This is a genomic window from Pseudoalteromonas sp. JC28 (assembly GCF_013319255.1).
In the GTDB taxonomy this organism is placed as follows: Bacteria; Pseudomonadota; Gammaproteobacteria; order Enterobacterales; family Alteromonadaceae; genus Pseudoalteromonas.
On the sequence record NZ_QOKX01000001.1, the window covers coordinates 41,449 to 68,014 of the forward strand.

The 26,566-nt window shown below is 44.5% G+C and carries 20 protein-coding genes; 18 read left to right on the forward strand and 2 right to left on the reverse strand.

Annotation, left to right across the window (positions count from 1 at the left end; genetic code table 11):
• The first annotated feature begins 167 nt into the window (after nucleotides 1–167).
• Complete coding sequence (locus DS891_RS00175; RefSeq protein WP_174168483.1) at nucleotides 168–638, forward strand: hypothetical protein; 471 nt, start codon at nucleotides 168–170, stop codon at nucleotides 636–638.
• A 31-nt stretch (nucleotides 639–669) separates the two neighbouring features.
• Here the strand turns inward: DS891_RS00175 and DS891_RS00180 are convergent, their stop codons facing one another.
• A complete protein-coding gene (locus DS891_RS00180) occupies nucleotides 670–2,286 on the reverse strand; it encodes a tetratricopeptide repeat protein (protein ID WP_174168484.1) in 1,617 nt (538 codons plus the stop codon).
• Nucleotides 2,287–2,456: 170 nt separating this feature from the next.
• A complete protein-coding gene (locus tag DS891_RS00185) occupies nucleotides 2,457–3,347 on the reverse strand; it encodes a DMT family transporter (RefSeq protein WP_174168485.1) in 891 nt (296 codons plus the stop codon).
• 177 nt (nucleotides 3,348–3,524) lie between these two features.
• On the opposite strand from DS891_RS00185, the gene metA reads away from it, so the two are divergent.
• The 17 genes from metA to DS891_RS00270 all read left to right on the forward strand — a co-directional run bounded on the left by metA (nucleotide 3,525) and on the right by DS891_RS00270 (nucleotide 26,559).
• Nucleotides 3,525–4,472 carry a homoserine O-succinyltransferase gene (gene metA / locus DS891_RS00190; RefSeq protein ID WP_130126639.1) on the forward strand — a complete coding sequence of 316 codons (948 nt, stop codon included), beginning with the start codon at nucleotides 3,525–3,527 and terminating at the stop codon, nucleotides 4,470–4,472.
• Nucleotides 4,462–5,541, forward strand: a complete 1,080-nt coding sequence (locus DS891_RS00195) for a homocysteine S-methyltransferase family protein (protein WP_174168486.1) — start codon at nucleotides 4,462–4,464, stop codon at nucleotides 5,539–5,541. The genes metA and DS891_RS00195 overlap by 11 nt, the downstream gene beginning before the upstream one ends.
• Nucleotides 5,542–5,550: 9 nt before the next feature.
• Nucleotides 5,551–8,178, forward strand: coding sequence for a methionine synthase (gene metH / locus DS891_RS00200; protein ID WP_010604096.1), 2,628 nt, complete (start codon nucleotides 5,551–5,553; stop codon nucleotides 8,176–8,178).
• A gap of 210 nt (nucleotides 8,179–8,388) precedes the next feature.
• Nucleotides 8,389–9,273, forward strand: a complete 885-nt coding sequence (locus tag DS891_RS00205) for a hypothetical protein (RefSeq protein WP_102056404.1) — start codon at nucleotides 8,389–8,391, stop codon at nucleotides 9,271–9,273.
• A complete protein-coding gene (locus DS891_RS00210; protein ID WP_174168487.1) occupies nucleotides 9,273–11,141 on the forward strand; it encodes a GGDEF domain-containing protein in 1,869 nt (622 codons plus the stop codon). The genes DS891_RS00205 and DS891_RS00210 overlap by 1 nt, the downstream gene beginning before the upstream one ends.
• A 76-nt stretch (nucleotides 11,142–11,217) precedes the next feature.
• On the forward strand, nucleotides 11,218–13,728 hold the full coding sequence (hrpB, locus tag DS891_RS00215) for an ATP-dependent helicase HrpB (protein ID WP_174168488.1): 2,511 nt from the start codon (nucleotides 11,218–11,220) through the stop codon (nucleotides 13,726–13,728).
• 76 nt (nucleotides 13,729–13,804) lie between these two features.
• Nucleotides 13,805–14,608, forward strand: a complete 804-nt coding sequence (locus DS891_RS00220) for an MBL fold metallo-hydrolase (RefSeq protein WP_174168489.1) — start codon at nucleotides 13,805–13,807, stop codon at nucleotides 14,606–14,608.
• A 64-nt stretch (nucleotides 14,609–14,672) separates the two neighbouring features.
• Nucleotides 14,673–15,773, forward strand: coding sequence for a hypothetical protein (locus DS891_RS00225; protein WP_174168490.1), 1,101 nt, complete (start codon nucleotides 14,673–14,675; stop codon nucleotides 15,771–15,773).
• Between the two features lie 318 nt (nucleotides 15,774–16,091).
• On the forward strand, nucleotides 16,092–16,319 hold the full coding sequence (locus tag DS891_RS00230) for a DUF1496 domain-containing protein (RefSeq protein ID WP_010604090.1): 228 nt from the start codon (nucleotides 16,092–16,094) through the stop codon (nucleotides 16,317–16,319).
• Between the two features lie 324 nt (nucleotides 16,320–16,643).
• Nucleotides 16,644–17,837, forward strand: coding sequence for a biotin/lipoyl-binding protein (locus tag DS891_RS00235; RefSeq protein ID WP_349288885.1), 1,194 nt, complete (start codon nucleotides 16,644–16,646; stop codon nucleotides 17,835–17,837).
• An 11-nt stretch (nucleotides 17,838–17,848) separates the two neighbouring features.
• A complete protein-coding gene (locus DS891_RS00240) occupies nucleotides 17,849–18,571 on the forward strand; it encodes an ABC transporter ATP-binding protein (RefSeq protein WP_010604088.1) in 723 nt (240 codons plus the stop codon).
• A complete protein-coding gene (locus DS891_RS00245) occupies nucleotides 18,571–20,997 on the forward strand; it encodes an ABC transporter permease (protein WP_174168492.1) in 2,427 nt (808 codons plus the stop codon). Before DS891_RS00240 ends, DS891_RS00245 begins: the two co-directional genes overlap by 1 nt.
• A 40-nt stretch (nucleotides 20,998–21,037) precedes the next feature.
• On the forward strand, nucleotides 21,038–22,372 hold the full coding sequence (locus DS891_RS00250) for a sigma-54 dependent transcriptional regulator (protein ID WP_174168493.1): 1,335 nt from the start codon (nucleotides 21,038–21,040) through the stop codon (nucleotides 22,370–22,372).
• Nucleotides 22,365–23,633 carry a PAS domain-containing sensor histidine kinase gene (locus DS891_RS00255; RefSeq protein WP_174168494.1) on the forward strand — a complete coding sequence of 423 codons (1,269 nt, stop codon included), beginning with the start codon at nucleotides 22,365–22,367 and terminating at the stop codon, nucleotides 23,631–23,633. The genes DS891_RS00250 and DS891_RS00255 overlap by 8 nt, the downstream gene beginning before the upstream one ends.
• Before the next feature lie 111 nt (nucleotides 23,634–23,744).
• Entirely contained in the window at nucleotides 23,745–25,118 is a 1,374-nt protein-coding gene (locus tag DS891_RS00260) for an MATE family efflux transporter (RefSeq protein ID WP_174168495.1), read from the forward strand.
• Entirely contained in the window at nucleotides 25,102–26,076 is a 975-nt protein-coding gene (locus DS891_RS00265) for a GyrI-like domain-containing protein (RefSeq protein ID WP_010604083.1), read from the forward strand. Before DS891_RS00260 ends, DS891_RS00265 begins: the two co-directional genes overlap by 17 nt.
• A 66-nt stretch (nucleotides 26,077–26,142) precedes the next feature.
• A complete protein-coding gene (locus DS891_RS00270; protein WP_010604082.1) occupies nucleotides 26,143–26,559 on the forward strand; it encodes a GNAT family N-acetyltransferase in 417 nt (138 codons plus the stop codon).
• Nucleotides 26,560–26,566: the final 7 nt, after the last annotated feature.

The window sequence follows — 26,566 nt, forward strand, 5'->3', positions numbered from 1 at the left end:
TATCAAAGGTCTGCTTATATTTTTACCCGAATTTACCCAATTGCCCCGTAACTTTTGCTGCAATCAATATTCGCTTGAGGCAGGATTTTGCTATCGCCGTTATTGGAGTCTCAGCGTGAGTACATTCGCAATCGAGTAACGGTGTCATAACCAATAAGGAGACAGTTATGAGACGAGTAATAGTGTTGGGAGCAACTTTGATTGCGAGCTTTGTACAAGCCCATAGCCCAGAAATGATAGCGCAGCTCGAAGTTGCTGATGGGGCGAAATGTCCAAAGCGGCAAACGATTCTGCTAGGTAAAATGACATTAACTGCTGGAACCTTTAAATATTTACATAGTGAAGGAAGTAACGTTTGTACCAGTCCTAAGCAGAGTATTCCTGGTCGTATTACACCACGACTAGATTGTGGCCAGTTTGATGATTGGCGACTTGCTTATGATATGGGTAATAAAATGTGTCAATCTCTACATCAAAATATGAAAGGCTTTAGTAATAGCCTAAAGCCTGATATGACAGTGTATCCTCGCTTTGAAGGACCTTTTGAATTCAAAGGAGACCGTCATCACCAAGAGTATGAGGCCGGTATGGGCGTGACTTTAGCATGCTATTTATGTGAGACCGCGACGGATAACTAGAGAAGGGGCAAAAGCCCCTTTGTTGTAAACATCAAGTAGCGTTGGAGCACGCTATGATTTGCTCCAGTTGTGCAACTTTTTGAGAAAGGGGCGCAGTATCGAAATTAGCGTCTTGGCATTGAGTGAGTACATATTGTGCCGTGGTAACAATATTTCGAATACGCGGCTTTTTGGGCAGCGTTTTGATATTAAGATAGCGTTCAAGAGTGCGCACTCGTAAGCGACCATCATCGATATTCACTTTCCACACTTTGCTTTCTTCCGCTAATTCGACACGAGTTTTGCCACTACTTTGCTCCCAAAGCGTCAAAGTGAGTGTCATTACCTCAACCATTAATTGTCTAGCGGCCTGTTCATCAATGCTCGTATGTTTACTGTGCACGCCATGAGTATCGGCGCGGGCGGTATTGCGAATAAAGCAGTAAGTAACCAAAACACCTGCTAAAAATGTGATAAACCCGACGAGTACATGAGACAACATGCTTGTCTCTGTTTGGCGCTTAGGCGCGGTCAAGACGTTAGCGCTTTGAAGGCGAAATTGATAAAGGTTTTCACTTTGTACACGACTAGTTTTAAGCGTGTCATTATAACGCTGTGCGGTCTCTACCGCTTCTTTATAAGCGTGTGTTTGTAGTTGGGACTGCAATAAGGCAATGTAAAATAACTCCGTAAGCTGACTATTTTGCTGATTATGTGCTTCAAGCCCCTGTTTAAGTATCGTTTGTGCTGTTAGGTTATCGCCCTCAAGCTGCTTGAGTTTGGCCTCAATAAGCAGTGCTCGCTGATCCACTTTACCGTGTTGAATTAGTTGCCGAGTACGTTTAAATGAAGCAAGTTGCTGTTGTGCCTGAGTGATATGATTTTGAGCAATGGCAATTTCGGCCAATAATAAATAGGCTCGAGACAATTGGGTATAGGCACCGCTTTGTGTCAAAGGTTGAAGTAAATCTTCAATTATTTCAGTTGCTTTGTTGTAGTCGCGCTTTTTGTAAAATACCTCCGCGATGCTTAGCAAGGTGTGATTCGCTTTAGTTTGGTCGCCAGCTTGCTGGTGGAGCGCGTGGGCTTGACGAAACGAGAGGATGGCATCATCCAACTGATTAATATCCCTCGATACATTCCCTAAATTGTTAAGCGTGATCGCTTGTCTCTGTAGGTCATTTGTTGCTTTCGCTATTTGGTAGCTTTCTAAAAATAAAGTAAGGGCGGTGTCTAAATCTCCGAGTGCCTGATAGGCATTAGCTAAATCGTTTGCCGATTTACCCAGGAGTTCGTTTTGTTGCAACTTAGCCGCAAGCGTTTGCGCTTCGTGGAAGCTCTCCAGCGCTTGAATATAATTGCGCTGGCGATAACGATTAATACCACTTTGTCTTAACACCTGAAAGCGTTGGAGTGTGGTTAACTTCCATGCCATCAACTCATCCAGTATTTGATTGCTGAGCTTTATGTCACCCGCTCGACGATACAAGCTAACAAGCTCAAGATGTGCATCAAAAGCTTGAGCACCGTTGGGTTCAAGCGTTTCAAGATGTTGCTTACAAGACAAAATCTGGCTTGTGAGATTAGCATTATTGGCACCTGGGCATTCTGAACCATGCGCCGGTAACACAACGAGCAGTAATGCGAAAAACAAAGCAAGCAAAGGCATAAATATTAGTCTATATACATTGTTTTTACATATTAATATAGTGGTAACAAAAAGTCGTGTCTGCCTTTAATAAATCTTAGGTTGACTACTTTTTGTATTTTGCCTCTGTTTCGGTGGTAAATTAACCCCAAATTCAGGCCAATATGCACACATATTAAGTGTGATATTGGCTATCCCTTTAGCAATAAAAACACCCCAGCTAAAGCAATTAGGCCTCCAAACATCATAGACTTAGTAATAGCTTCTCTGCGCAGTAGTCCAATTGTCATCACCATAAGCGGTGCCGTTGCAAAGATGGTTTGTGCGATAGCGGGATCAGTATGATTAACGGAAATTAACTGTAGCCAAAGCCCAATAAAGGTGCCAAAAAACACTGCAACGAATAACCAGTTTTTACCGTCGATTTGTTTAAGTGTGAGTGCTTTAAACAGGCTTTGTGATTTCAAACAAACAACAATAAAGGCCACAAATAGGGTGCCGGATCCCAAGCGAATAAGTGCCGCCCACAAACTACTAATGCTTTCGTTATTTAGCGCACCTTTGGAAAGCACCATACCCGCAGCTTGGCAAATGGCAGCCGTGAGTGCAAAACAGACTCCCAAGAGATAATGTTTTTTGTCTAATACCGGCTGGCTTCTACTTGGCTTAATCGCCAACATCACACCAACGGTTGTCACTGCAATGCCGAGCCAAGCGGATGCGCTGAGATAAACACCAAGGAGCACAATGTTTAAGATCCCCGCGATGGCAGGTGCAAGACTTTCAATAACCAAAGTGCGAGCAGGGCCTATATTTCTGAGTGCGGCAAAGTAAGCGCTGTCACCAATCGCTATGCCCAGTATCCCACTGGCTATCAGCCAGCCCCAGCTCGAGAGTAAGGTCGGATACATAGCATCACCTGCGATGAGCAAACACAAGATCATCAAAGCAGAAGCGATGACGCCTTTGCTAACGTTCAACTCAAATGGACTAAGGTGATGGCTAAATCGTTTATACAGTATGGTTGAGCCAGCCCATACCCCAGCCGCCGCAATCGCTGCCGCTTCGCCAATACCAATCATAAATATCAAGTTTCTTGTGTTTATTTATATGATGGCAAGTATACATAAATTGAAATAATCAGTGAGAGGTTAGGCATCAAATTATTATCACAAATGTTTAGACGTCCATACATCTAGAGGTTGAATTTTTCCAGTTTTTGTCCATAATAATGCCATTCGATTAGTCTGGAGCAGCGCATGCCAATCACCGTCACCGACGAACTCCCAGCCATTGCCCAATTGCGTCATGAAAATGTGTTCGTGATGCCACAAAGTCGTGCATCAACGCAAGAGATCCGCCCAATGCGGCTCGCGATATTAAACTTGATGCCGAATAAGGTGGAGACTGAGGTGCAATTTATCCGATTACTGGCAAATACCCCTTTGCAGGTGAATGTTGATTTGTTGCGACTGGACACCCACCGTAGCTCTGAAAACTCAGAGCAACATCTAGATATGTTTTACCGCTATTTTTCGGATGTGAAAGATCAAAACTATGATGCTTTGATAGTCACCGGTGCGCCGCTGGCGCATCTTGAATATGACGATGTGGTGTATTGGCAGGAATTACAGGCGTTTTTTGATTGGGCTGAGCACCATGTTACTTCAACCCTGTTTTCTTGTTGGGCCGCACATGCCGGTTTGTATCACCATTATGGGTTAAAGCGAGCACTCAAAAATGACAAACTGTGTGGCGTATTTAAGCACCACTGTTATTTTGACCACGGGGCGCTCACTCGCGGTTTTGATGATGAGTTTTTGGTGCCACACTCACGTTATGGCCACATCGACATCGATAAAATTAATGCGTGTAAAGACCTAGTGGTGTTAGCAGGCTCTGAAAAAGTGGGCGCTTACTTAATTAAAAATCACTCAGGTAGCCAAGTATACATTACCGGTCATCCTGAATACGACGCCGATACGCTACAAAAAGAATATCTTCGCGATTGTGAAAAAATGGCCAACGCACCGCAGCCTGAGAACTATTTTCCTGAGAATGACACCAGCAAACGTCCATCTAAGACATGGCAAAGCCATGCATTCTTGTTATTCTCAAATTGGTTAAACTACTATGTTTACCAAACCACACCTTATGATATTAACTTAGTTAGCCAAGATGTAAGGACTAACAATTATGCCGAATAATGTAGCCGTAAACGGTGAGCAAATAGCAGAGCAGCTTAAGCAAGCAATGCAGCAACGTATTCTGATCTTAGATGGTGCAATGGGAACCATGATCCAAAAGCACAAATTAGAAGAACAAGACTATCGTGGTGAGCGCTTTAAAGATTGGCATGTCCTTATCAAAGGCAACAACGATCTGCTAAGTTTGACGCAGCCTGAGATAATCAAACAGATCCATCGCGATTATCTAGCTGCTGGCGCAGATATCATTGAAACCAATACTTTTAACGCCACCACCATCTCGATGGAAGATTATGACATGGCAAGCCTAAGCCGCGAGATTAATCTTGAATCGGCGAAGCTTGCACGTGCGGTATGTGATGAATTTACCGCCAAAGATCCCAGCAAGCCTCGCTATGTGGCAGGTGTACTTGGCCCAACGTCAAAAACCTGTTCGATTTCTCCTGATGTAAACGACCCTGGTTTTCGCAATATCACTTTTGACAAGTTGGTTGCAGCCTATGTCGAATCAACGCTTGCCCTTATTGAAGGCGGTGCTCACCTTATTTTGATTGAGACTATTTTTGATACGCTCAACGCCAAAGCCGCGTCTTACGGTGTAGAAGAAGCGTTCGAGCAAGCGGGCCTCACTCTGCCTGTTATGATCTCGGGCACGATCACCGACGCTTCCGGTCGCACGCTATCAGGGCAAACCACCGAGGCGTTTTATAACTCCATTCGTCATATTAAGCCAATCTCTATTGGCCTCAACTGCGCGCTAGGCCCAGATTTATTAAGACAGTATGTAGAAGAGCTGTCACGGGTTTGTGAGACCTTTACCTCTGTACATCCAAACGCAGGGCTTCCTAACGAGTTTGGTGAATACGACCTAGAAGCCGATGACATGGCAAAAGAGATTATCGATTGGGGCAATGAAGGGTTTATCAATATTGTTGGCGGCTGCTGTGGCACCACGCCCGAACATATTCGCGCCTTCGCGAGAGGCCTTGAGCAAACCCAGCCGCGTAGCTTGCCTAACATCGAAGTGCGGATGCGTTTGGCAGGTCTTGAAGCCTGTAACTTAAATTAGGAATTCACCATGACACAAACAGCAGTATTTACCAATGTCGGTGAACGTACCAATGTAACGGGATCGGCAAAATTTAAGCGCTTAATTTTAGAAGAAGATTACGAAACCGCGCTGGATGTTGCCAGAGAGCAGGTTGAAAGCGGCGCGCAAGTGATCGATATCAACATGGATGAAGCCATGTTGGACTCAAAAGCTGCGATGGTGAAGTTTCTTAATCTGATAGCGTCAGAGCCGGATATTTCTAAAGTCCCCATCATGGTCGACTCGTCTAAATGGGAAGTCATTGAAGCGGGTCTGAAATGTATTCAAGGTAAAGCCATTGTAAACTCAATCTCCTTAAAAGAGGGTGAGGCACCATTTATCCACCAAGCCAAAATCATCAAGCGCTTTGGTGCTGCTGTGGTGGTGATGGCATTTGATGAAGTTGGTCAAGCGGAAACCGCAGAGCGAAAGTTTGAGATCTGTCAGCGTTCTTACAAAATCTTGGTTGACGAGCTTGGGTTTCCGCCAGAAGACATTATTTTTGACCCTAATATTTTTGCGGTCGCTACGGGTATCGAAGAGCATGATAACTATGCCGTAGAATTTATAGAGGGCACGCGCAGAATTAAGCAAAACCTGCCGCACTGTAAAGTGTCAGGGGGGGTATCTAACGTATCCTTCTCATTCCGTGGTAACAACCCGGTGCGTGAAGCGATCCACTCTGTGTTTCTTTACCATGCGATTAAAGCAGGCATGGATATGGGGATCGTCAATGCCGGTCAGTTAGCCGTGTATGACGATATTCCAAAAGAGCTCCGTGATGCCGTTGAGGATGTGATCCTCAATACCGACGCCGGTGCTGGCGAACGATTGGTTGAGATCGCGCCTAAATACTCGGGCATGGCGCAAGCCGAAAAGCAGGAAGATTTAGAGTGGCGTTCTTGGCCAGTTGAAAAACGCTTGGAGCACGCCTTAGTTAAAGGGATCACCGAGTTTATCGACGAGGATACCGAGGCCTGTCGGCAACAGTTTGATAAGCCAATTCAAGTGATTGAAGGGCCACTGATGGATGGTATGAACGTGGTTGGCGACTTGTTTGGCGCGGGCAAAATGTTCCTGCCTCAAGTGGTGAAATCTGCTCGAGTGATGAAGCGCGCGGTTGCCTATCTTGACCCTTACATTGAGGCTGAAAAAGAAGAAGGCTCTAGTAACGGTAAAGTGATCATGGCCACGGTTAAGGGCGATGTACACGACATTGGCAAAAACATTGTGGGCGTGGTACTGCAATGTAACAACTACGAAGTCGTGGACTTGGGTGTGATGGTGCCAGCAGAGAAAATTCTGCAAACGGCCATTGACGAAAACGCTGATGTCATTGGTCTGTCTGGCCTTATTACGCCATCCCTTGATGAAATGGTGCATGTTGCGAAAGAAATGACGCGTCGCGGCTTCGATATTCCTCTACTCATTGGTGGTGCAACCACATCGAAAGCGCATACTGCGGTTAAAATTGAACCTCAGTACGATAAAGGTGTGATCTACGTCAATAACGCCAGTCGGGCGGTTGGTGTGGTATCTAGCCTGCTAAGTAAAACCCAAAAGCCAGAGTTTTTAGCAAAAACCGCGGACGAATACGTCAAAGTACGGGAGCAGCAGGCGCGTAAAAAACCACGTTCAAAACCGGTTACTTTGGCGCGTGCGCGCGATAATGCGGTAAAACTTGATTGGCAAAGCTACACGCCACCGGTGCCAAATAAGTTGGGGATCACCGAGTTTAAAGACGTGAGCATTAAAACGCTACGCGATTATATCGACTGGACGCCATTTTTTATGACCTGGTCATTGGCCGGTAAATATCCACGTATTCTACAAGACGAAGTGGTTGGTGAAGAGGCGCAAAAACTGTTTCATGATGCCAATGCCATGTTAGATCAGTTAGAACAAGCGGGCACTTTACAGCCACTGGGTGTGATTGGATTGTTCCCTGCTAACCGCGTGGGTGATGATATTGAAATTTATACCGATGAGTCGCGCAGCGAAGTCTTGGTTACGTCATGTCAGCTGCGTCAGCAAACCGAAAAAACCGATTTCCCTAACTATTGTTTGTCGGATTATATTGCACCTAAAGGCACACCTGATTATTTCGGTGCATTTGCCGTCACTGGTGGTCTTGAAGAAGATGACTTAGCAGATGCATTTGATGCCAAGCAAGATGACTACAACAAGATCATGATTAAAGCGGTCGCAGATCGCTTAGCCGAGGCATTTGCTGAATATTTACATGAGCAAGTGCGTAAAGTGTACTGGGGATTTGCAGCGGATGAAGCGCTAAGTAACGAAGAACTTATCCGTGAAAACTATCAAGGGATCCGTCCTGCGCCAGGGTATCCAGCGTGCCCTGAACACACCGAGAAACAAAAAATTTGGCAGTTGTTAGATGTCGAAAACCGTATCGGTATGAAGCTGACTAGCTCATACGCCATGTGGCCGGGAGCAGCGGTGTCGGGTTGGTATTTCTCACATCCAGATTCTAAGTACTTTGCCGTTGCCAGTATTCAAAGAGATCAAGTAGAAGACTATGCTGCGCGTCAAGCGATGTCGCTGGAAGAAGCGGAGCGTTGGCTTGGTCCTAACTTAGGATATGAAACCGCATAATAGCTGAATTGGCATCCAGCTAAACCTAATCTGAGATTAAGTTTAGCTGGGCTTTTTATTGCTTTCATTTCTTGAGTTTTAACGTTTATTGGCGGGCTGATAAATTTCAAATCCAAATTCATTAGAATATGTTGTTTAGTAGTTAACAGAGCACGCTAAATTCAAGTATACTGAGTTGAATAACTGTTAATAATAAGGCTTTACTCAACAATGAAGATGAAGTGGCTGTTTTCACTCCTTTTTATTTCCAATCTCTGTTGGGGGAGCAATCAGCTGGTTGTTGACATTATCAGTAGTGAAAATTTCAGTCAGCGTTATGAGCACTTTCTTGCTGGTCGTGACGTTTTAGACGTTGATTCTTTTTTTCCAACCACCAAAGGTTCTCATATTGAAATCATCGAAATGGTGTTACTACAGCAGGCCTTGTTTCTTGGTGGTGAGACGCGCAAAGTTGTATTTAATCCAAAACCTTCGGTGAATATTTTAGAGTTTTCCGATCTGATCGCTGGGGAAAGTTTAATCCTTGCTCGCAGTGTTTGGCATGAAAATATCGTGGACTATCGCGGCTCATTATTTATCTCAGATCCGCTTGTTGAAGTAGGAGATTACGAAGCTGGGCTTTACGTCACCAAGCGTAATGTCGCACTGCAGCAAACGCCGCTTTCACAGCTTCGGCAGCTGAATGTGGTATCTAACCCGCAATGGGAAGTGGATTGGCGTGCTTTGATGAATACAGATTTACACATGGTGAGCTTTATTGGCCCGTGGGAAACCATGTTGGCAATGGTAGAAAGTGATGTCGTCGACACTATGTTGATTAATTTTAGCGTGAGTGATTCTTTAACTTTAAATTTTGAAGGTAAAGAATATGTCCCAATCGAAAATATTAAGGTTGTCTTGCCAGACTCTCGGCATTTTGTCGTCAGTAAAAATCATCCTGAAGGCGTGCAAATATTTGCGGCACTCAATCGTGGGTTAAAAATACTTAAACGACGAGGCGTGATCAAACGGGCGTTGACAGAATCTGGTTTTATCAACAAAAAAGTGGCGAATTGGCAGGTGGCTAACGCTGAAATGCTGGTGGGAGGAGACTAATGCAGCCAGCTGTGGTATCGCTTTGCATATTGGTAAGTGCGCTAATTACATTTTGTGGTTTTGCTTACGAATCATCAGAACAAATACAGCGCAACTTAAATGCGCTACAAATGTCGGCTGAACAAGATTATGACTTGTCTTTATTACCGGACATCAGAGCACTTCGAGAGCAAGCGCGTGCGCAAGGTAATAAGCCGTTGCAAATCAAAGCATTACTGTTAGAGGGTGGTATAGTTCAACACTTTGGTGAGTTTGAGGATGGTCTCGACTTGCACCAACAAGCGTTGCAGTTGGCCGAAGCCGATAACAATACATTTTTAAAGGCAAACACCTATCTCGCCATCGCTCACCTTGATATTGACTTAGAGAGCTATGAGTTAGCGCAGCGCTATTTAGATAAAGCCTCATTGCTGGCTGAGCAAATTGATGATAATGCCCAGGTAAAAGCCGATATCAGTTTATGGCAGTCGCGCTTGAATATGGATAAGGGCGCTTATCGTTTAGCGCTTAAGTCCTCTTTCGTACCAGAGATTTCAGGCATTCGGCAGGAGACGCTTGCGCAGTTAAAGCTGACGCGTTCTTGGGCTCATTTACAGCTCGGTGAATATTTACCAGCCAAGCAAATTCTAGATGAGTTAGACAATGCGGATTATTTGGTTCAAAACCAAAGAATGCGGATTATGTCGGCAGTGCAGCGTGCCAGAGTGGCTTTACAAAGTGGCGATTTTGCAACTTCAATTGATTTAGCTCAGGCTGGGCTGAGAGATACACTCGGCACTCGTTTTTTACTTTTTCAATCTCAGTTGCAGTGGATACTGGCCTCAGCCTATGCTCAGCTTGGAGACTATCAGCAAGCGCATCGTTATTTAAAACGCTATGCCGTTACCGAGCAGTCACTGAATTTGCAAAAGCGTAATAACAAACTACTTAAGCTAGAAGCGCAATATTCTCTTGCCCAACAAAAGCAGGCACTTAATGAGCTTGAGCGAGACAATGCCCAGCAGGCAAAGCAGATTATGGCGCATCAGCAACAGATAGAAAATGCAAGATTAAGCCAGCAGCGTTGGTTATTGATAGTCCTGCTTGTATTTACCTTAGCGCTGGTCTTTTATTGGCGTTGGCAAAATCGCCGTTACACCAAGCTGTTAGAAAGTCAGGTTGCGCAGCGTACTGAGGAACTCGCAGAGCGAAATAAGCGGTTACAAACCCTTAGTTTCACCGATAGCTTGACCGGTCTGAGTAATCGGCATCATTTTTTTAGCGTGATCGATGGCACCATTGAAGTGTACAGGCAAAAGTGGCAAATTCCGCAAACACAACAGAATGCCGATCTAATTTTTGTGATTATTGATATCGACCACTTTAAAAATATCAATGATAGTTTTGGCCATGCCGCAGGAGATATCGTGTTGCAAGACTTTGCTGAAATCCTCAAGCAATGCACACGAGAGTCAGATATATTAGTGCGCTGGGGTGGGGAAGAGTTTTTGTTGGTGATGCCGGATATGGACAGAGCGGCTGCGCACGAAGTGACAGAACGGATCCGTCGCCAAGTGGAGAGCTATCCATTTGTGGTGAACGATCAAACTATCAACTGTACTTGCTCAATTGGCTTTGCTCCATTCCCGTTTGACCCAACACAACCAGACAAGCTTAACTGGGAACATGTGTTAGAGTTAGCCGACGGTGGCTTATATCTTGCGAAAGAATCTCATCGTAATGCCTGGGTTGGCGTGCACACTGGAGACGAGGAAGTACAGAGTCCGGCAGAGCACATGGTGCAAAATCTACGCTCATATTTACAAGCAGGCAAACTAAAAACGTGGTCAAATCTATCCGATCTTATTTATGCTTGTAATACTCGTTAAGCGAATTCTGCTGTTTGGAGACATCCAGTTTAGGTGTATCATATTGAACAAGATAGAATAATAAAGCGCTATAGTTTTGCTGCCGATTGAAGCCTTCATCCCCGAGATTATTTCCACCTTAAACAATGATAACCGTCTGGTATTACAAGCCGAGCCCGGCGCAGGTAAATCGACCTTAGTGCCGCTGCGTTTACTGCAAGCTGATATTTTTTCCGGTAAAAAAATTATTATGCTTGAGCCACGTCGTGTGGCTGCAAAATCTATCGCGACTTATTTAGCCAAACAGCTGGGGGAATCGGTCGGTGAGCGAGTCGGTTATCAAATCCGAAACGAGCAACGTGTTTCATCCAACACCCGCTTGGAAATCGTCACCGAAGGCGTATTGACTCGCCGTCTTCAAGCGGATCCCGAACTCAGTGATGTTGCACTTATTATCTTCGATGAATTCCATGAGCGTTCTATTCATGCGGATCTAGCTTTAATGCTCGCGTTTGAAGTGCAACAAGCGTATCGCGACGACCTCAAATTACTGGTGATGTCTGCAACGATAGACTCCGAGCTTTTATCGAATTATCTGGATGGTGCACCAAGGTTATCTTGCCCTGGTAAAACCTATCCTGTTGAAATTGAATATGTCGGTAAAGCGAGTCGTTACTTGGCAGATCATGTGTTAAGTGTGCTGCGTCACGCTTTCACTCTACAAAGCGATGGTGATGTATTGGTTTTTCTTCCCGGACAGGCTGATATTCAGCGCTGCATTGAGGCGTGCCAAGTGCTTGACCAAAGTAATATTGAGCTTCTGCCTTTGTACGGCGGGTTACCCTTATCTGAGCAAGAGAAAGTACTCAGTAAAAGCGCCAGCGCATCAAGACGTATTATTTTTTCGACCAATATTGCTGAAACCAGTTTGACTATAACCGGGATCACTATGGTTATAGATTCTGGCCTTGAAAAACGCTTAACCTATGACGTTAGAAGCGGTCTCTCGCGGCTCGATACGGTGATGATCTCAAAGGCATCAGCAACACAACGTGCAGGGCGTGCGGGTCGTCTACAAGCGGGCCATTGTTTACGTCTTTGGCGCGAAAGCGAGCATAATAACTTAAGTGACTTTCAGCCAGAAGAAATAACCACCACTGACCTTTCTGACTTAGCGTTAGAGCTCAGCGCGTGGGGCGTGACACAATACAAGGACGCGAATTGGCTAACATCGCCACCGGTGCAACATTTTTCGGTGGCCTGTCAATTGAATCAGTCGCTTGGCTTGGTCGATGCGCATAATAAAGTGTTAACTGCTGGGCAGCGTGCACTACAACTGGGGGTTTCGCCTCGTCTTGCCAGCATGCTACTGCGATGTGAGACGCTAATTTCGCAACAACTTGCTTGTTTTTTGGCGGCAATATTGAGCGAGCGAGATATTGTAGTACAAGCTAACACAAGTGATGTATGTGAACGAGTATTGGCATTGGTAGAGTTTGTGCAAGACCGTACCCGTGCCGCCAAAGCATATCGCTTGCACAGAGCTGCCGCAGAGCAGGCCGTAAAATTGGCCAAATCATTTGCACACAAACTGGGAATTAGTCTCAAGAGTGAAGCAATCGCCCTTGTAGATATTCAAACCTTAGCACCTACTTTATTGCTCCATGCCTTTCCTGACAGAGCTGCACAAAAACGTCCTTTAGGGGACAATCGCTACTTACTTGCGAATGGTCGGGGGGTGACATTACGTGACGGCGATCCGCTGCAAGGTCAGGCTTATTTGATTGTTTGTGATGTGGATGGCAAAAATAAGGATGGCTTGGTATTTCTAAGCTGCGCAATCGAAAAGAGCACATTACTTGAGCAGCTAGCGCCATATTTGAGTGAGGTGGTGCAGTATCAACTGGATAGTAAAAAAGAGGCGATTCAGGGCCGGCAACAAGTTAAATATCATGCTCTGGTATTAAAAGAGCAAAACCTGAGTCAGATCCCCAAAGAAGCGTTTGCCCAATGTGTGAAGGATATTCTCACATCGGAAGGACTTGGTTTGCTCAATTGGTCGGTAAAAAGTCACGCTTGGCTCGCTCGAGCTAAATGGTTAAGTGAACAATTGAATACCTTCCCACAGATATCTGAGTCAAGTTTGATAGCGCAGCTTGATACTTGGTTATTGCCCTATTTGACGGGCGTAAACACTATCAAACAACTGAAGCAACTGGATATTTTTAACCTGCTTCAAGCGACACTCACTTGGGAGCAGCAACAGCAACTCGAAGCGCAAGCACCTGAGTTTTATGTTACGCCAAGCGATAAGCGAGTCGCGATCCGCTACGATGAGCACCAAGGGCCAACCGTTTCTGTGGTGTTACAAGAAATGTTTGGTCAATTGACGTCGCCAACGCTCGCCAATGGTCAAGTCGCAGTGCGATTTGAGCTGTTATCTCCAGCGAAAAGGCCAATCCAAACCACCAGTGATTTAAGCAACTTTTGGCAAACTTCTTATTTTGAGGTGGCCAAAGAAATGCGTGGTCGATATCCAAAACACCGATGGCCAGATAAACCGCTTGAGGAAAAGCCTGGCCGCTCCATAAAACCGAGAGGAAAGTAGGCTGGTGGAGCAATAGGCTTGTAAAGAAGTCATAATGGCTATAACGTGAACAGTCTAATGTAGAAAGGAGTGTGAAATGCGGTCTATTACGGGGTTCGTCTTATTGGGCTTAATTGTTGCTCAGCCAACTTATAGCGGTGAGTTTGAAGTGCTTTATCAATCTGACACAGCAAAAGTCGTTAGAGATAAAAGTTATGGCACAAACATTGGGATCTTTGCAACGAAAAGGGGAGTGGTGATCATTGACCCCACAGCTGAAGATGCGGATTTGCCAAAGCTCAATGATTTGATACAGAATAGCTTTCAGACCGAGAAAAAATACCTGCTAAATACGCATAGTCATTCGGATCACACCAGTGGTAATGCTTTTTTCCAACAACAAGGTTTTACACTTATTGACAGCCCACAAGGGTTAAAGGAGCTTGGGGTGATAAAGCATACTCAAGCAGTTTCACATACCGCCAATGACAACATTCTCTATCATCCTACGAGCAATATTTTGTTCACCGGGGACATTTACACCACAAACTGGCATCCAACATTTTATGCTGGGGGCTTAACGGGTTTTAATAAAGCGGTAGACTTACTTTTATCGATTGGCGATCAAAATACGTTGATTGTGCCAGGTCATGGCAAACCTACATCGAAAAGAGAACTCGAAGAACATAGAATTCAAACATTCGCTTTGGTTGAGCGGGTGAAGATTTTGAATCAGGCGGGTAAGTCGGTTGAGCAAATAAAGAACGATGAAGAGATTAAGCGCTTATTATCACAGTTTAATCTTGAAGGGCGACAACCTTTTCTTCCAGAGCGGGCGCTGAATACATTTGTAAAGCGGACATTATCTGTGGTAGCCAATTATCCAGAAAATCACAAGTAAGATCAGTTTTAGTTAAGCTTTGTTCATCAATACTAAACCTTTAGCATTCTAGGTGTGTATGTAGATGGTCTGGGCTAAAATAGGTAAATTTGTATTACTTACTATCTTGGTGGTATTAAGTTGGTCATCAGCTTTCAATCTCACCATGACGGAGTTCATTGATGGAGCGCTGCTACAATCCTCGCTCGTCTATGCTTCAGCACGTACAGTAAATGGCGCTATTTCTTTGCTGCAATCTGCCGAGGTTGGGATTGGTGTTGCAAGCATTCAACCTGCGCAGCTACTCGATCCTATCAATGATTTAGCTGAATACATTTCTGATGTGATGCAACTAGCCATTGGCTCTTTGTTTATACAACGAATTCTCTACACCATTTCTACTCATGTATTGTTTAGTGTTGCTTTTACTGTCACTGTCATTGGATATTTCGTGTGCTGCTATCTAGGGTTTTGGCAAACGGTTAGAACTAAAATATTAGCCACGATGCTATTGATCCGTTTTGTGGTTCCCTTTGTAATTCTATCGACAGGTCTCACTAGCCAACTCTTACTGGACCAAGAAATAAATAAACAAAGTGAAGTTGTGTCGAGCAGTGTTGATCTCTTCCAATCTCAAGCAACAAAGACCAGTGCGCAAAGTGCAAAAATAAAGGCCCAAATCACCGGTCAAAAGCAAAGCCATAGTGAACAAATAGCGTTATTGACAAAACAACAGATCCGTCTTCATGGTGAAGCTACCGAGCTACATGCTGAAATTACCGCGTTGGAAGGTGATATTGAAGCGGTTCAAGCGAACCGAAGTTTATCCGAATGGTTAACATTTACCAAAAGTGAAGAGGCAAAACCACTGATTGAAAAGCAACAACGATTGGCTAGTGATAAGGCTAAAATTGATACTCAAATTGCACTTATTAATAGAGAGAAAGATCAACATCAACAACAAATAGAAAGGCTCAATGAGCAGCTACACGGTAGTAATGAGGGGACGTTAAGTCGAGCAATTAAAGCCGTTTCTAGTGGTATTAACGATATGCTCGACGCTGCTGAGTCACTCTTTATCGACTTCTTAAACGTGGTATCGCTTTTGCTACTGAAGTTAGTATTGATGCCGCTGTTATTTTTCTATTTGGCGAGCAAAACCTTTAAAGCGATTTGGCGATTATAGTATTAGAGTCTAAGAATACCTCCACGTATATAGACATAAAATATAGTTCAATAGGGCCAGTGTTAATATGATTAGCATCATTCTTAAAGACTTCTATAGAGTTTTAGAATTCGGTGGTCGGTGTTAAATAATTGACATTGGAATTGAAATAGGTACGATTTAAAATTAGTCAGTTTTTATTGCTTTTAAGTTGTTTTAGGTAATTTCTGCGCAGGTTGAAATGTAATAAGAGCTTGGCTGTTGCGGTTGATATACCCGTCTTAACATGTAAATGAAACACCCCATAGGCTTTGTGGGCTGAATAAAAAGGAAATTAAAATGATAAAATATATTTTTTCAGTTTTGCTATTAGCACCTGTTTTTTCAATTGCTGCTGAAGCGAATAATGTTGAAGTAAATAACAAACAAGCAAAAACTTACGACTCAACAAAGTTTTGCTACTACGCAGATAAACAATTCTCTGAAGGCGCAAAACACTATATCGGCGATGTCGTGCAGCGTTGTGTTAGACGTGGGGACAATATCTTGGTCTGGAAGACACTCTAGTTTGCTGTAAACTTCGCGACCTATCATAGGTGTGTAGCTTACATCGGTTATACACCTCTAACTATGACCAAGTTAAAGCGTAACTAAGAGTTACTTTCTAGACTTCCAATTCATTATTTACTTCAAAAATTCCCAGAAAAGCTCTGCCACAGTCCCACTGTTGGGAAAGAAACACAAACAAAAAATAAAAAAGCACAATAATTCAATGGCTTAACTTTGGCATGGATGTCGCTTTTACGTATAAAAAATTAATACAGTGAAGCGATGGATATTAAAACGACTCTGACAAAACCACCTGTCAAGGCTTTTAGGTGGCGATTAATTGTGACTGTCACCCTAATTATACTCTTTGGTATGTTGTTCTTACCGGACAAGCACCAGCTAGATGTAGAAACACTCAAGTTTGCCTCTATTCAATCCGGGCCAATAGAATTTAGTGTTAAAGGCTATGGAAGGTTACGCTCAAAGATCAGTAGAGAGATCACGACCGCATTTGCAGCTCAAGTTGAAACCATACTGCATCTTCCAGGCAGTAGGGTAGAGCCAGACACCGTTATTTTACAGTTAACCAATCCTGAGTTAACTCAGCAGCTCCACCGAGAAAGACTAGTACTCGCTAGGCAAAAAGCCAATGTTGAAGCGTTAAGGCTAAGCCAAGAAAGTGAGCGACTAGTATTGAAAGGACAAAATACCCTACTCAGCAGTGAGCTTGAAAATGCCAAATTGCGAGAGCAGGCTGAGCGCCAATTAGTTACTCAAGGCATAGTTTCAAGCTTAGATCATCAGCGCTCAATCTTAACTGTTGCTCAGTTAAGCGAGCGAGTAAAGCTCGCTCAGCTGCAACTTAGCCAAACCAGTGCATTACACAAGCAAAGAATTGAGATTGAGCTAGAACTATTAAAAGAATATGAGCTGAGCTATCAGGTCGCGCTTCAGACGGTGGAGCAATTACAAGTCACTGCGGGGATCAGCGGCATGTTGCAGCAAGTACATGTTAGTCAAGGTCAAGCAATTACACGCGGGCAGGCGCTAGCCGTGGTGGGCAGTGAGCGAACTTTGGTAGCCGACTTACTGGTGCCAGAGCGAGAAGCAAGCGAGATTATCTTAGGTCAACGAGCAGTAGTAGACACCTTTGTTGGTCAGGTTGAGGCAAAGGTTAGCCGCATTGTGCCCATCGTACAAGACGGGCGTATTGCGATAGAGCTGGCATTACTTGGGGAACTGCCAAGCAATGCTCGCCCACTTTTGACTGTTGAAGGGCAAATTTTTACAGCAAAAAAGACCGCCGCACTTTCACTTATTAAGCCACCGCGTGCAACTCCACAATCTCAGAGTCAGTTATTTGTTTTAGATAAACAAAACAACATGCTTATCAAAAAAAGTTTCAAGTTTGGTAAACTAGCCGGCAATGCCATAGAAGTACTCGAAGGCGGTGTATCCGGTGAGCAAGTGGTGGTGTCAGAAATGTCTGACTACCAGCACCTAGAAAAAATAACAATTAAATCACTCAATCGGTAAAGGAAGAACAAATGGACAAGACAATTTTGGCATTACATCAAGTGAGCAAAGTGTTCTTTGGCGAGGATGTTGAAACTCACGCCATTAGCAACATTAACCTTGAAATTGAAATGGGCGATTATGTTGCGATAACTGGCCCGTCAGGATCGGGAAAATCCACTCTATTGAGCATTCTTGGACTATTAGATGACATCACGTCGGGCAGCTATCGCATCCAAGATATAGAAACCAGTACGCTAGACGCAGACACGCAAGCAGAGCTGCGTAATTTGCATATCGGTTTTGTCTTTCAGTCATTTAATCTACTGGATGGGTTAACGGTATTTGATAATGTGGCTTTACCGCTTCAGTATCGAGAGCCTGCGCTTGTGACTGACGAAATTGAGCGCCGTGTGATGGGCGCGCTTAAGCAAGTTGAAATGTCTCACCGAGCAAAACATAAACCAAACCAACTATCTGGTGGACAGCAGCAGCGAGTGGCTATTGCGCGTGCGCTTGCAGGCGAGCCAAGTATCTTATTAGTTGATGAACCAACTGGAAACCTCGATTCTAAAAATGGGGATGCGGTAATGGCGTTGCTGGGAGAGTTGAATAGGCAAGGCACAACCATTTGCATGGTGACGCACGATATTCGCTATGCAGGTTATGCCAAGCGGCAAATTCAGCTTTTAGATGGTGTACAGGTTTCATCAAGCGTTGCAAAACGCGATATTTGTACTGCGGAGGTGGTGTAATGGGGTTTTTGCAACTTCGGCGTCAACTAGGGCTGGCAATCAAAAGTTTGCTTCAAGTACCGAATTTTTGTATCACGCTAGTACTGACGTTGGCACTCGCGTTAAGCTGCTTTTTTGTCGCATTGAGTCTGTTTAGTGGCTTTTTTATTAAGCCGCTTGAGATTGAAAATGAATCACGATTTGTGGTGGTCGAACAAAAAAACGTATACCAAGACAGGGCGTCTGAAGGGCTGCAAAGCTTTCAAAATATGCTGAACTGGTATCAGATCCCCTCCATATTTGAAAAACGAGCTTTGATCAGTAGCTTTTCCGATGTGGTTGAAAATCTAGCTGGCAAGCCAAAGCTTACGCTGACTTTTGCAAGTTCGGATTATTTTAGTATGGTGAAAATGCCGCTAGCACTGGGGCGATACCTAACGCCGACGAAAAGCATTAGCCAGAAAAATCCAGAGGTCATTATTTCCTATAAACTTTGGCAACAATACTTCAATGGTGATGACAATGTGCTTGGGGAGAGTTTGCGGATTGTTGGCAGACTGTACACCATCGTCGGTGTTGCTGCGCGTACGCATATTGATCCTTACTTTTTAAGTGAAGGAAATGGGGCGCTGTGGCTTAGTTTTTCTGAAGATGAGCGATTTTTTGGTGATCAGCGCGGCGAGTATCATCCGTGGAGTAGCAGACTAAACAACTTGAAGTTACTGGCGATATTACCAGTCAATAGTGGTCAGGATATCCTCGTAGAGCAGCTATATCAAAATGCTCAACTGCACCAAAGCGAATGGAAATCGGCCGACGAAGCGTTACTTGATATTGAACCTATAGTACGTTCGTACCGTGACGTAGAACTGGCGGGACATGACAAGCTTGCCATTATCGTGTTGTTGAGTGTGTCATGCTTGGTACTCATTGCAATTTTTAATGTGAGTAATTTGTTTATCTCTCGAGCTCACACCATCCAGCAGCAACTGGCCTTACAAGCTATGCTCGGTGCGAAGCGTAAGCTGTTGTTTCGTGGAATTTTGCTAGAAGCGCTGTTATTGGTGTCAGGCGCTGTGCTGGTGGGGTTATTTATTGCGGCGTGGGAGCTGAGGTTAGTTAAATCGCTCACCAGTGGTTATTTGCCGCTGATTGATACCTTAACCTTAGATACCACTGTACTGCTCAGTGCTATCCTAACCGTACTGTTATTGGCTTTATTGTTTGCGTTTGTAACTTCACGCATGATTGATTTTAGCCAGCTTAAGCAAAGCATGCAGTCGTCAGGTAAAGGCAGCGTAAAAGCGGTACGCATAGCGACGACAAAAACACTGGTTGCGGTACAGCTGTTTTTTACCACTGTGTTGGTGCTTGGGGCGACCTTAGTGTTGTGTAAAAGCGCCGATACCTTGCTTAGACCGCTCGGAACAAAGTTGGACAATATGTATAGCGTGATGCTACATATTCCCGCAGATCCCACTCCATTTCCCGCGCGTTATGCCAATATTGAAAGATTCAAACTCGCGCTGACTAACATTCCGGGCGTGTTAGGCGTAGCCCATGGAGAAAGTCCATTACAAAGCGATGTCCCTGTGGTTGCTATGCAAGATATGGCGGGTGAATGGACACCGAGCATGGTTAGAGGTAACGTTGGGCCGGATTATTTTGCATTAACTGGGCTTGAGCTCGTTGCCGGGCGCACTTTTAGCGAAGCTGCAATTCGAGGCGAAAAGGAAGAGGCTATTGTTTCTTGGGCTGCGGCACAGGCGTTAAAACCAGATGGGGATGTGATTGGTGAAACGTATTTTATTTTTAACCCAGATGTACCTGCTGAAATCGTAGGTATTTCAAAAAACTTCAATTACCCTAAACGTCATCATGAACTTCAAGGTAAAACCGTTTGGCTACCCGCGCTGCCTTTGGGTTATCCATTTATGATAGAAATGGAACCGGGAGCATCACTTACTCGCGCTCAGATCCAAAATGCCATCAGCGCCGTGAATGGTCAGGCGGGAATATGGCGTTTTTTAAACTTAACAAAGACATATCAGAGCATTACCTATTTGGAGCGCCTGACTTTACTGCTAAGCTTTGCGCTTTGTGGTTTTTGTTTGTTGTTATCTGGGGTGGGCATTTACGGTGTGCTTAACTATAGCTTTCAACAAAGACGCTACGAGTTTGGGATACGAATGGCACTTGGTGCCAAACGACACCGCTTATATCGGTTGTTATTGTCAGATACCATCGCGCCGATGCTAGTGGCGATGTTGGCTGCCATTATGGTCGTTGCGGGATTTTATATAAGTGTTTCGTCAGATTGGTTGTTGGCAAAATCCAGCTGGTTGTTTGTAGTGATTGTTACCATGTTGGCTTTTGCGTTAGCCACGGCGATTTACCCAATGAGACAGTTAATAAACTCGACACCAATGCGAGCATTAAAACATTAAAGTTTGGGCGTAAGCCCAAACAGAATATAAGTAGGAAGTGATGACGCCAGTTTTAATCATCGACGACAACCCTGACGTGCGAATGTCAGCCACCATAGTGCTACAAAGTCATGGTTTTATGAGCCTTGAAGCCGCACACCCTGATGAAGCTAAAGCTATTTTATCGCAGCAGCCCGTTGCGCTTATTTTGCTTGATATGAACTTCAATAGAGATACAACCTCAGGAAAAGAAGGGCTGCAATTTCTTAGTTGGCTGAGACAAGCGCAAATAAGTGTGCCTGTGGTTGTTATTACTGCGTGGGCCAAAGTTGAACTTGCGGTCCAAGCAATGCAGTTGGGCGCATGTGACCTCATTGAAAAACCTTGGCACAACCAGCGACTGCTGAACACCATCAGACGCTACACCAAAAGTGATGAAGCGCTATCGTCATTACATGAACCACACACAGACAATAACGCAACCACTCAGTTGTTTCAGCAAGCTCAGCGCGTTGCAAAAACCAATGCTAACGTACTTATTTTGGGAGAAAATGGCTGCGGAAAAAGTCAGTTGGCTAAATATATTCATGATAATAGCGGTCGCTCTGAGCACGCTTTTGTGAGCGTGAATATGGCCGCTATTCCAACGGAATTATTTGAAAGTGAGTTATTTGGCCATCGCAAAGGCGCATTTACCGATGCAAAAGCAAACCGCACTGGACGGTTTGAAATGGCTGAAAATGGCACGTTGTTTTTAGATGAAATCGGCAGCTTGCCGCTGCCACTTCAGGGCAAGCTATTACGCGTGCTCGAAACGGGTGAATATGAAGTCGTGGGAGATTCTGAAACGCGCCGCAGTAACGCGCGGATTGTTTCTGCCACTAATACGGATTTGTCAGAAGCGATTAACGCCGGGCAGTTTCGTCAGGACTTACTCTATCGCTTAAATACGGTGGTGCTAAGGGTGCCACCACTCAGAGCGAGATTAGCAGAGCTTCCAAGCTTAGCAGCCCATTTTTTAACAAAGCACACCCAGCGCCATGGTAATGATACTGGACGGGAGCGCTCGCTAACTGCTGCGGCGCTAGACAAATTATTGAGTTACAGTTGGCCTGGGAATATTCGTGAGCTATCTCATGTCATTGAACGGGCCGTGATCTTAGGACTTCAGCCTGAGGTAACCGCGGATGATATCGAGCTTGAGGAAGGTGTACTAGAGCAAGAGCTCCCACTTTTGAGCCTAGAAGAAGCCGAAAAACGCATGATTGCAAGAGCGATCCGCCATTTCGATGGCAATGTAGTGGCCGCTGGAGAATTTTTAGGTTTGAGTAAATCTGCAATTTATCGACGCCTAGAAAAGTACGATATTAGCCCAAAGGCAGAGCTTGATGGCTAAGCTGGCATCACTTGAGCACAAGTTACTTGTTGGCATTGCGATACCTATAATCACACTTGCTATGCTCGCGCTTGGGTTGATCTGCTATTTTGAGCTTACGTTGTTAAGTGCAATCACTTTGTTGCTCGGTGTGATGATCCCCTCTGTATTAGCACTGAGTTACGGCTATCAATCAGTAATGCAGGTGCTTGAAAGTTTGGCGGTCCAGTTGGACGGTGTAACCAATGAAGAGTTTGGTGTATGGCAGTTAGCGCAATACCGCAAGGGTCGGGTTGAATTGCTCAAGGCTGAGCTCAAAGAAGCTGCCAAGCGATTACAGCAAAAGCGTCAAGAATATGGTCAGAATGAAGCTTTTGTATTTAATTTTATGAGCGAACTCACCCTGCCAATTGTGGTACTTGATGCGCATCATCATGTGTATTTTGCCAATCATGCCATGAATACAGTGTATCCAGAACAGGTGTTACATGGTGCACATGCTAAAGCTCTGGCGCTTCAGTATGTGGATGAACAATGGCAGCATACGCAGCACATCTCTCGATTTAGCATTGCGGCTCATAAACTATATCGGGGGCAGCGAGCCTATCAATTATTGGTGTTTTTCTCGGTGGAGCAAGCGCTGCGAGATAATGAAAAGCAGGTATGGCAAAAGCTACTATCGGTACTCAATCATGAAGTGCGAAACGCCTTAACTCCGGTGTACTCAATGGCGCAATCCCTACAACAAGATGGCAATATCATTTCACCTGAGATGCAGCAAACTATGCTCGGTGTAATAGAAAGTCGTGCAGCTCATTTACAGCAATTTGTTGCAAACTACGCACAAGTAGCGCAGCTTCCACCCGTTGATATGCAAAACATTGAGGTAGAGTTGCTGGTATCGCGCTGGCAAGCTTTATTTCCCAGTGTTGAGATAAAGGCGCTTAATAAGGGCTTGGTTTATTGTGATGAAGCTCAGCTAACGCAGGCTATGATCAACCTTGTCAATAATGCTGAGCAAGCAAATCAATCTGCGGGGAATGATGGCATAACACTAACCATAGATAGACCAAAAAATTGGTGCTTTACCCTAGAAGATAACGGCGCTGGTATCGCCAATCCAGATAACCTTTTTGTACCATTTTATTCTACTAAACCAAAGGGATCGGGTATCGGCTTGGTATTGAGCAGGGAGCTTATTCGTAATCAGCAAGGGGAGTTGCATTTAGCGAATTTACCGGACAATAAAGGGGCTCAAGCTGTGGTTACTTTGCATTTCTAGTAAATTTAGAACAACTTCGCAATATTTGAATATTTATCTTTCTTTGGAATTTGTAACCTCAGGTTAAGTAGTTTTACCTTGCCATATTATGGCAACTGAGGAGTAGTTTACATGAAAGATAAAAATCAATTAGGGCTCGTGCAGCTCGCCGAGATACCCATATTTGTGCTGTTTATTCGAACCTGTATTCCCATTTGTATCGGTTTACTCGTTGTGGGTTTATATGCCTTGGTTGACGGCTGGTTTATTAGTCGCTACGTGTCAGAGATGGCATTTGGTGCCGTGGCTATGGTTTACCCGCTGCAGGTGTTAATGATAGCGCTAACCGCTATGGTATCTACAGGTATGGCGGCCACAATGACAAGATTAATCGGAGCAAAGCAAGTAGGTAAAGCCGCAGAGGTTATCGGTCATGGACTGATAATTGGCGGTATAGTTAGCGTGGTATTCTTGGTACTTGGTTGGCTTTATCCACTTGAGCTCTTATCACTTTTGCAAGTGGAAGCGGTTTTTGTAAAGGATGCGCTTAGCTACATACAGCCGTTATATCTTTGTGCCATTACCGGAGTTTTATTACCTATCGTGGCTGATATGTTCCGTGGTCAGGGTAAACCGCAGTTGATGATGCTGTTGTTATTAGTCTCGGCTGTGCTCAATATACTGCTTGATTATCTATTTATCGCGCATTTTGGTTTGGGGGTTGCAGGTGCGGCATATGCGACAATCGCAGCGCAATTGGGGGCATTGATTATTGCGCTTCAGCTAAAAAGAAAGCGTACTGACTTGCTTGCGGTTAAGGTGTGTTGGAAACCTCGTGCTTGGCTACCGATCCTCGCAATCGGGATGCCTATCTTGATCACGCAATTTTGCCTTGGCGTGCAAACTGCGGTGGTTAACTGGCAGCTGTTGTCTTTTGCAAACGAAAATTGGGTAGTCGCCCACGGCATGCTGGGACGTATCATTAATTTTGCAATTCTACCCGCGATTGCAATGTTGATCGCATTTCAAACTATCGTCGGCTATAACTTAGCGGCAGGACATAGTGGGCGAGTAAGAGCGTGTACGCGAGTTGCTTTTTTGGGTATGACAGGATTTGCACTGCTATTGACGCTAGGGTTGATGGGATTGCCGAGGCTATGGCTGAGCCTGTTTACCGAAGCGAGTGAATTTCTCGAAATAGGAGAGCGCGTTTTTCGCTCAGCCCTTTGGGGGATGCCGCTATTTGGCGTGGTAATTTTAGCATCTGGATTTTATCAAGCAAAAGGTGATGCCAAACGCGCTTGTTTTTACAGCGCCTTGAAGGTGATGTTTATTCTAGTTCCATTAATCGTTATTGCACCGCACTACTTTGGCTTAAATGGTGTATTTATGGCACTTGTAGGGGCTGATTTTATAGCGGCAGGGTTAACACTTATACTGTGTTGGCGGCACTATCAACAGGCTAAGAGCCAATCGGGAGAGATACAGCTTGCATCAATCAACTGAGCAAAAGTTAAGCGCTGAAGAGATATATTTAGGGCGGTTACAACCTGTCATTGAGTGGGTGCATAGTAATCCAGAGTCGCCGCTTTCGTTACAGCAAGCGGCGAGCCTGAGCCATTTTTCTAAGTTTCATTTCCAGCGCATTTTTGCAGCTGTGATTGGTGAATCTTTGAGCCAGTACACTAATCGCGTGAGGTTGGAGCGCGCGGCCAATATGTTGTTGCTAGCCGAAGAGTACAATGTGACAGATATTGCGCTACAGTTTGGTTTTTCTGGTAGCGCAAACTTTTCGCGAGCGTTTAAAGAGCATTTTGGTGTGACTCCTTCAAGTGTGCGAAAAACAGAGCAACTACGTAAATTGGTGACAAAAAATAACATTGAGCCGGCCCTTAACACGACACAACTTACCCGAATACACGCATTAAGAGCTGAGCGACACAGTGTTATTCAGCCGGTTAAACTACACTCCATTTCACAGCTACCTTTATGTACATTACGCGCGTCACAAGGCTACCAATTGCAAGGAATTAGCGCCTGTTGGCAGCAGCTTGCAGCGTGGGCTAGTGCACATGGACTGGATTATAGCCAAGTACAAAAGTTTGGTTTTGGTCATGATAACCCCGTTTTTACGCCACTAGATAAAGCGCGTTACGATGGCGCAATTGTGATTAACGACGAGTTAAAATCTGCGGTGACTCGGCCATATCAACTCAATGTGCTCAGCGCGGGAATATACGCAATTTTTGATTACCGTGGAGCAATTAAAGACTTGTTGAGTTTCCAATTAGATATTTTCGCAAAGTGGCTGCCACAAAGCGGATACGAGCCAGAAGATGCGCCCTTAATTGAACATTATCCTGAAGTAATTTCACAAGAAAATGGAGGCTCGCCAAGTGAAAAGGTGATTGCGCTGGAAATTTGGTTAAAGGTCAAGCCGCTAAAATTTACTAAATCAATCTAAAAACTTCACAATTCGCCCACAAACTTTAAGCATGATCAACCGTACACCAAGCGGGAGATTAAAAAAGTGGTTGAACTAGAGTTAATTCGAGTTGATAAATACAGCGAGCAGACTTTTACACATTTGCTAGAAGCGAGCCATTATCAAAAGCAAGTGGGCTCGTTTGAACTGTGTAGCGCAACCAATATCGCTTATCTTTTTTATGCAGATGGTAAGTTGGTTGGCTTTACCGTAATAGGTATTTCAAACCGCCGAGAGTTTGAAGTCTGTGCGCTTTATATTACTCCTGCCGAGCGCAGAAAGCGTTACGCCACCGAGTTTATGGCACACATTTGGTCAGTATACAAAGGTCGTTGGAAAGTGCGTATGCAAGATAAGCTTGAAAGCTCGTGCGGTTTTTGGCGCAAAACCTTGGCTGAGATGACCAATCAACCGCAATCGCATAGACGAGAAAGCGAGTTTGAACACGCTTTTGCAGTGTAGCACCTAC

Coding starts and splice junctions, on each gene's coding strand:
- DS891_RS00175 (WP_174168483.1), top strand. CDS start 168: ATGAGACGAGTAATAGTGTTGGGAGCAACTTTGATTGCGAGCTTTGTA.
- DS891_RS00250 (WP_174168493.1), top strand. CDS start 21,038: ATGACGCCAGTTTTAATCATCGACGACAACCCTGACGTGCGAATGTCA.
- DS891_RS00220 (WP_174168489.1), top strand. CDS start 13,805: ATGCGGTCTATTACGGGGTTCGTCTTATTGGGCTTAATTGTTGCTCAG.
- DS891_RS00230 (WP_010604090.1), top strand. CDS start 16,092: ATGATAAAATATATTTTTTCAGTTTTGCTATTAGCACCTGTTTTTTCA.
- DS891_RS00205 (WP_102056404.1), top strand. CDS start 8,389: ATGAAGATGAAGTGGCTGTTTTCACTCCTTTTTATTTCCAATCTCTGT.
- DS891_RS00210 (WP_174168487.1), top strand. CDS start 9,273: ATGCAGCCAGCTGTGGTATCGCTTTGCATATTGGTAAGTGCGCTAATT.
- DS891_RS00260 (WP_174168495.1), top strand. CDS start 23,745: ATGAAAGATAAAAATCAATTAGGGCTCGTGCAGCTCGCCGAGATACCC.
- metA (WP_130126639.1), top strand. CDS start 3,525: ATGCCAATCACCGTCACCGACGAACTCCCAGCCATTGCCCAATTGCGT.
- DS891_RS00245 (WP_174168492.1), top strand. CDS start 18,571: ATGGGGTTTTTGCAACTTCGGCGTCAACTAGGGCTGGCAATCAAAAGT.
- DS891_RS00185 (WP_174168485.1), bottom strand. CDS start 3,347: ATGATTGGTATTGGCGAAGCGGCAGCGATTGCGGCGGCTGGGGTATGG.
- DS891_RS00180 (WP_174168484.1), bottom strand. CDS start 2,286: ATGCCTTTGCTTGCTTTGTTTTTCGCATTACTGCTCGTTGTGTTACCG.
- DS891_RS00255 (WP_174168494.1), top strand. CDS start 22,365: ATGGCTAAGCTGGCATCACTTGAGCACAAGTTACTTGTTGGCATTGCG.
- DS891_RS00240 (WP_010604088.1), top strand. CDS start 17,849: ATGGACAAGACAATTTTGGCATTACATCAAGTGAGCAAAGTGTTCTTT.
- metH (WP_010604096.1), top strand. CDS start 5,551: ATGACACAAACAGCAGTATTTACCAATGTCGGTGAACGTACCAATGTA.
- DS891_RS00225 (WP_174168490.1), top strand. CDS start 14,673: ATGGTCTGGGCTAAAATAGGTAAATTTGTATTACTTACTATCTTGGTG.
- DS891_RS00195 (WP_174168486.1), top strand. CDS start 4,462: ATGCCGAATAATGTAGCCGTAAACGGTGAGCAAATAGCAGAGCAGCTT.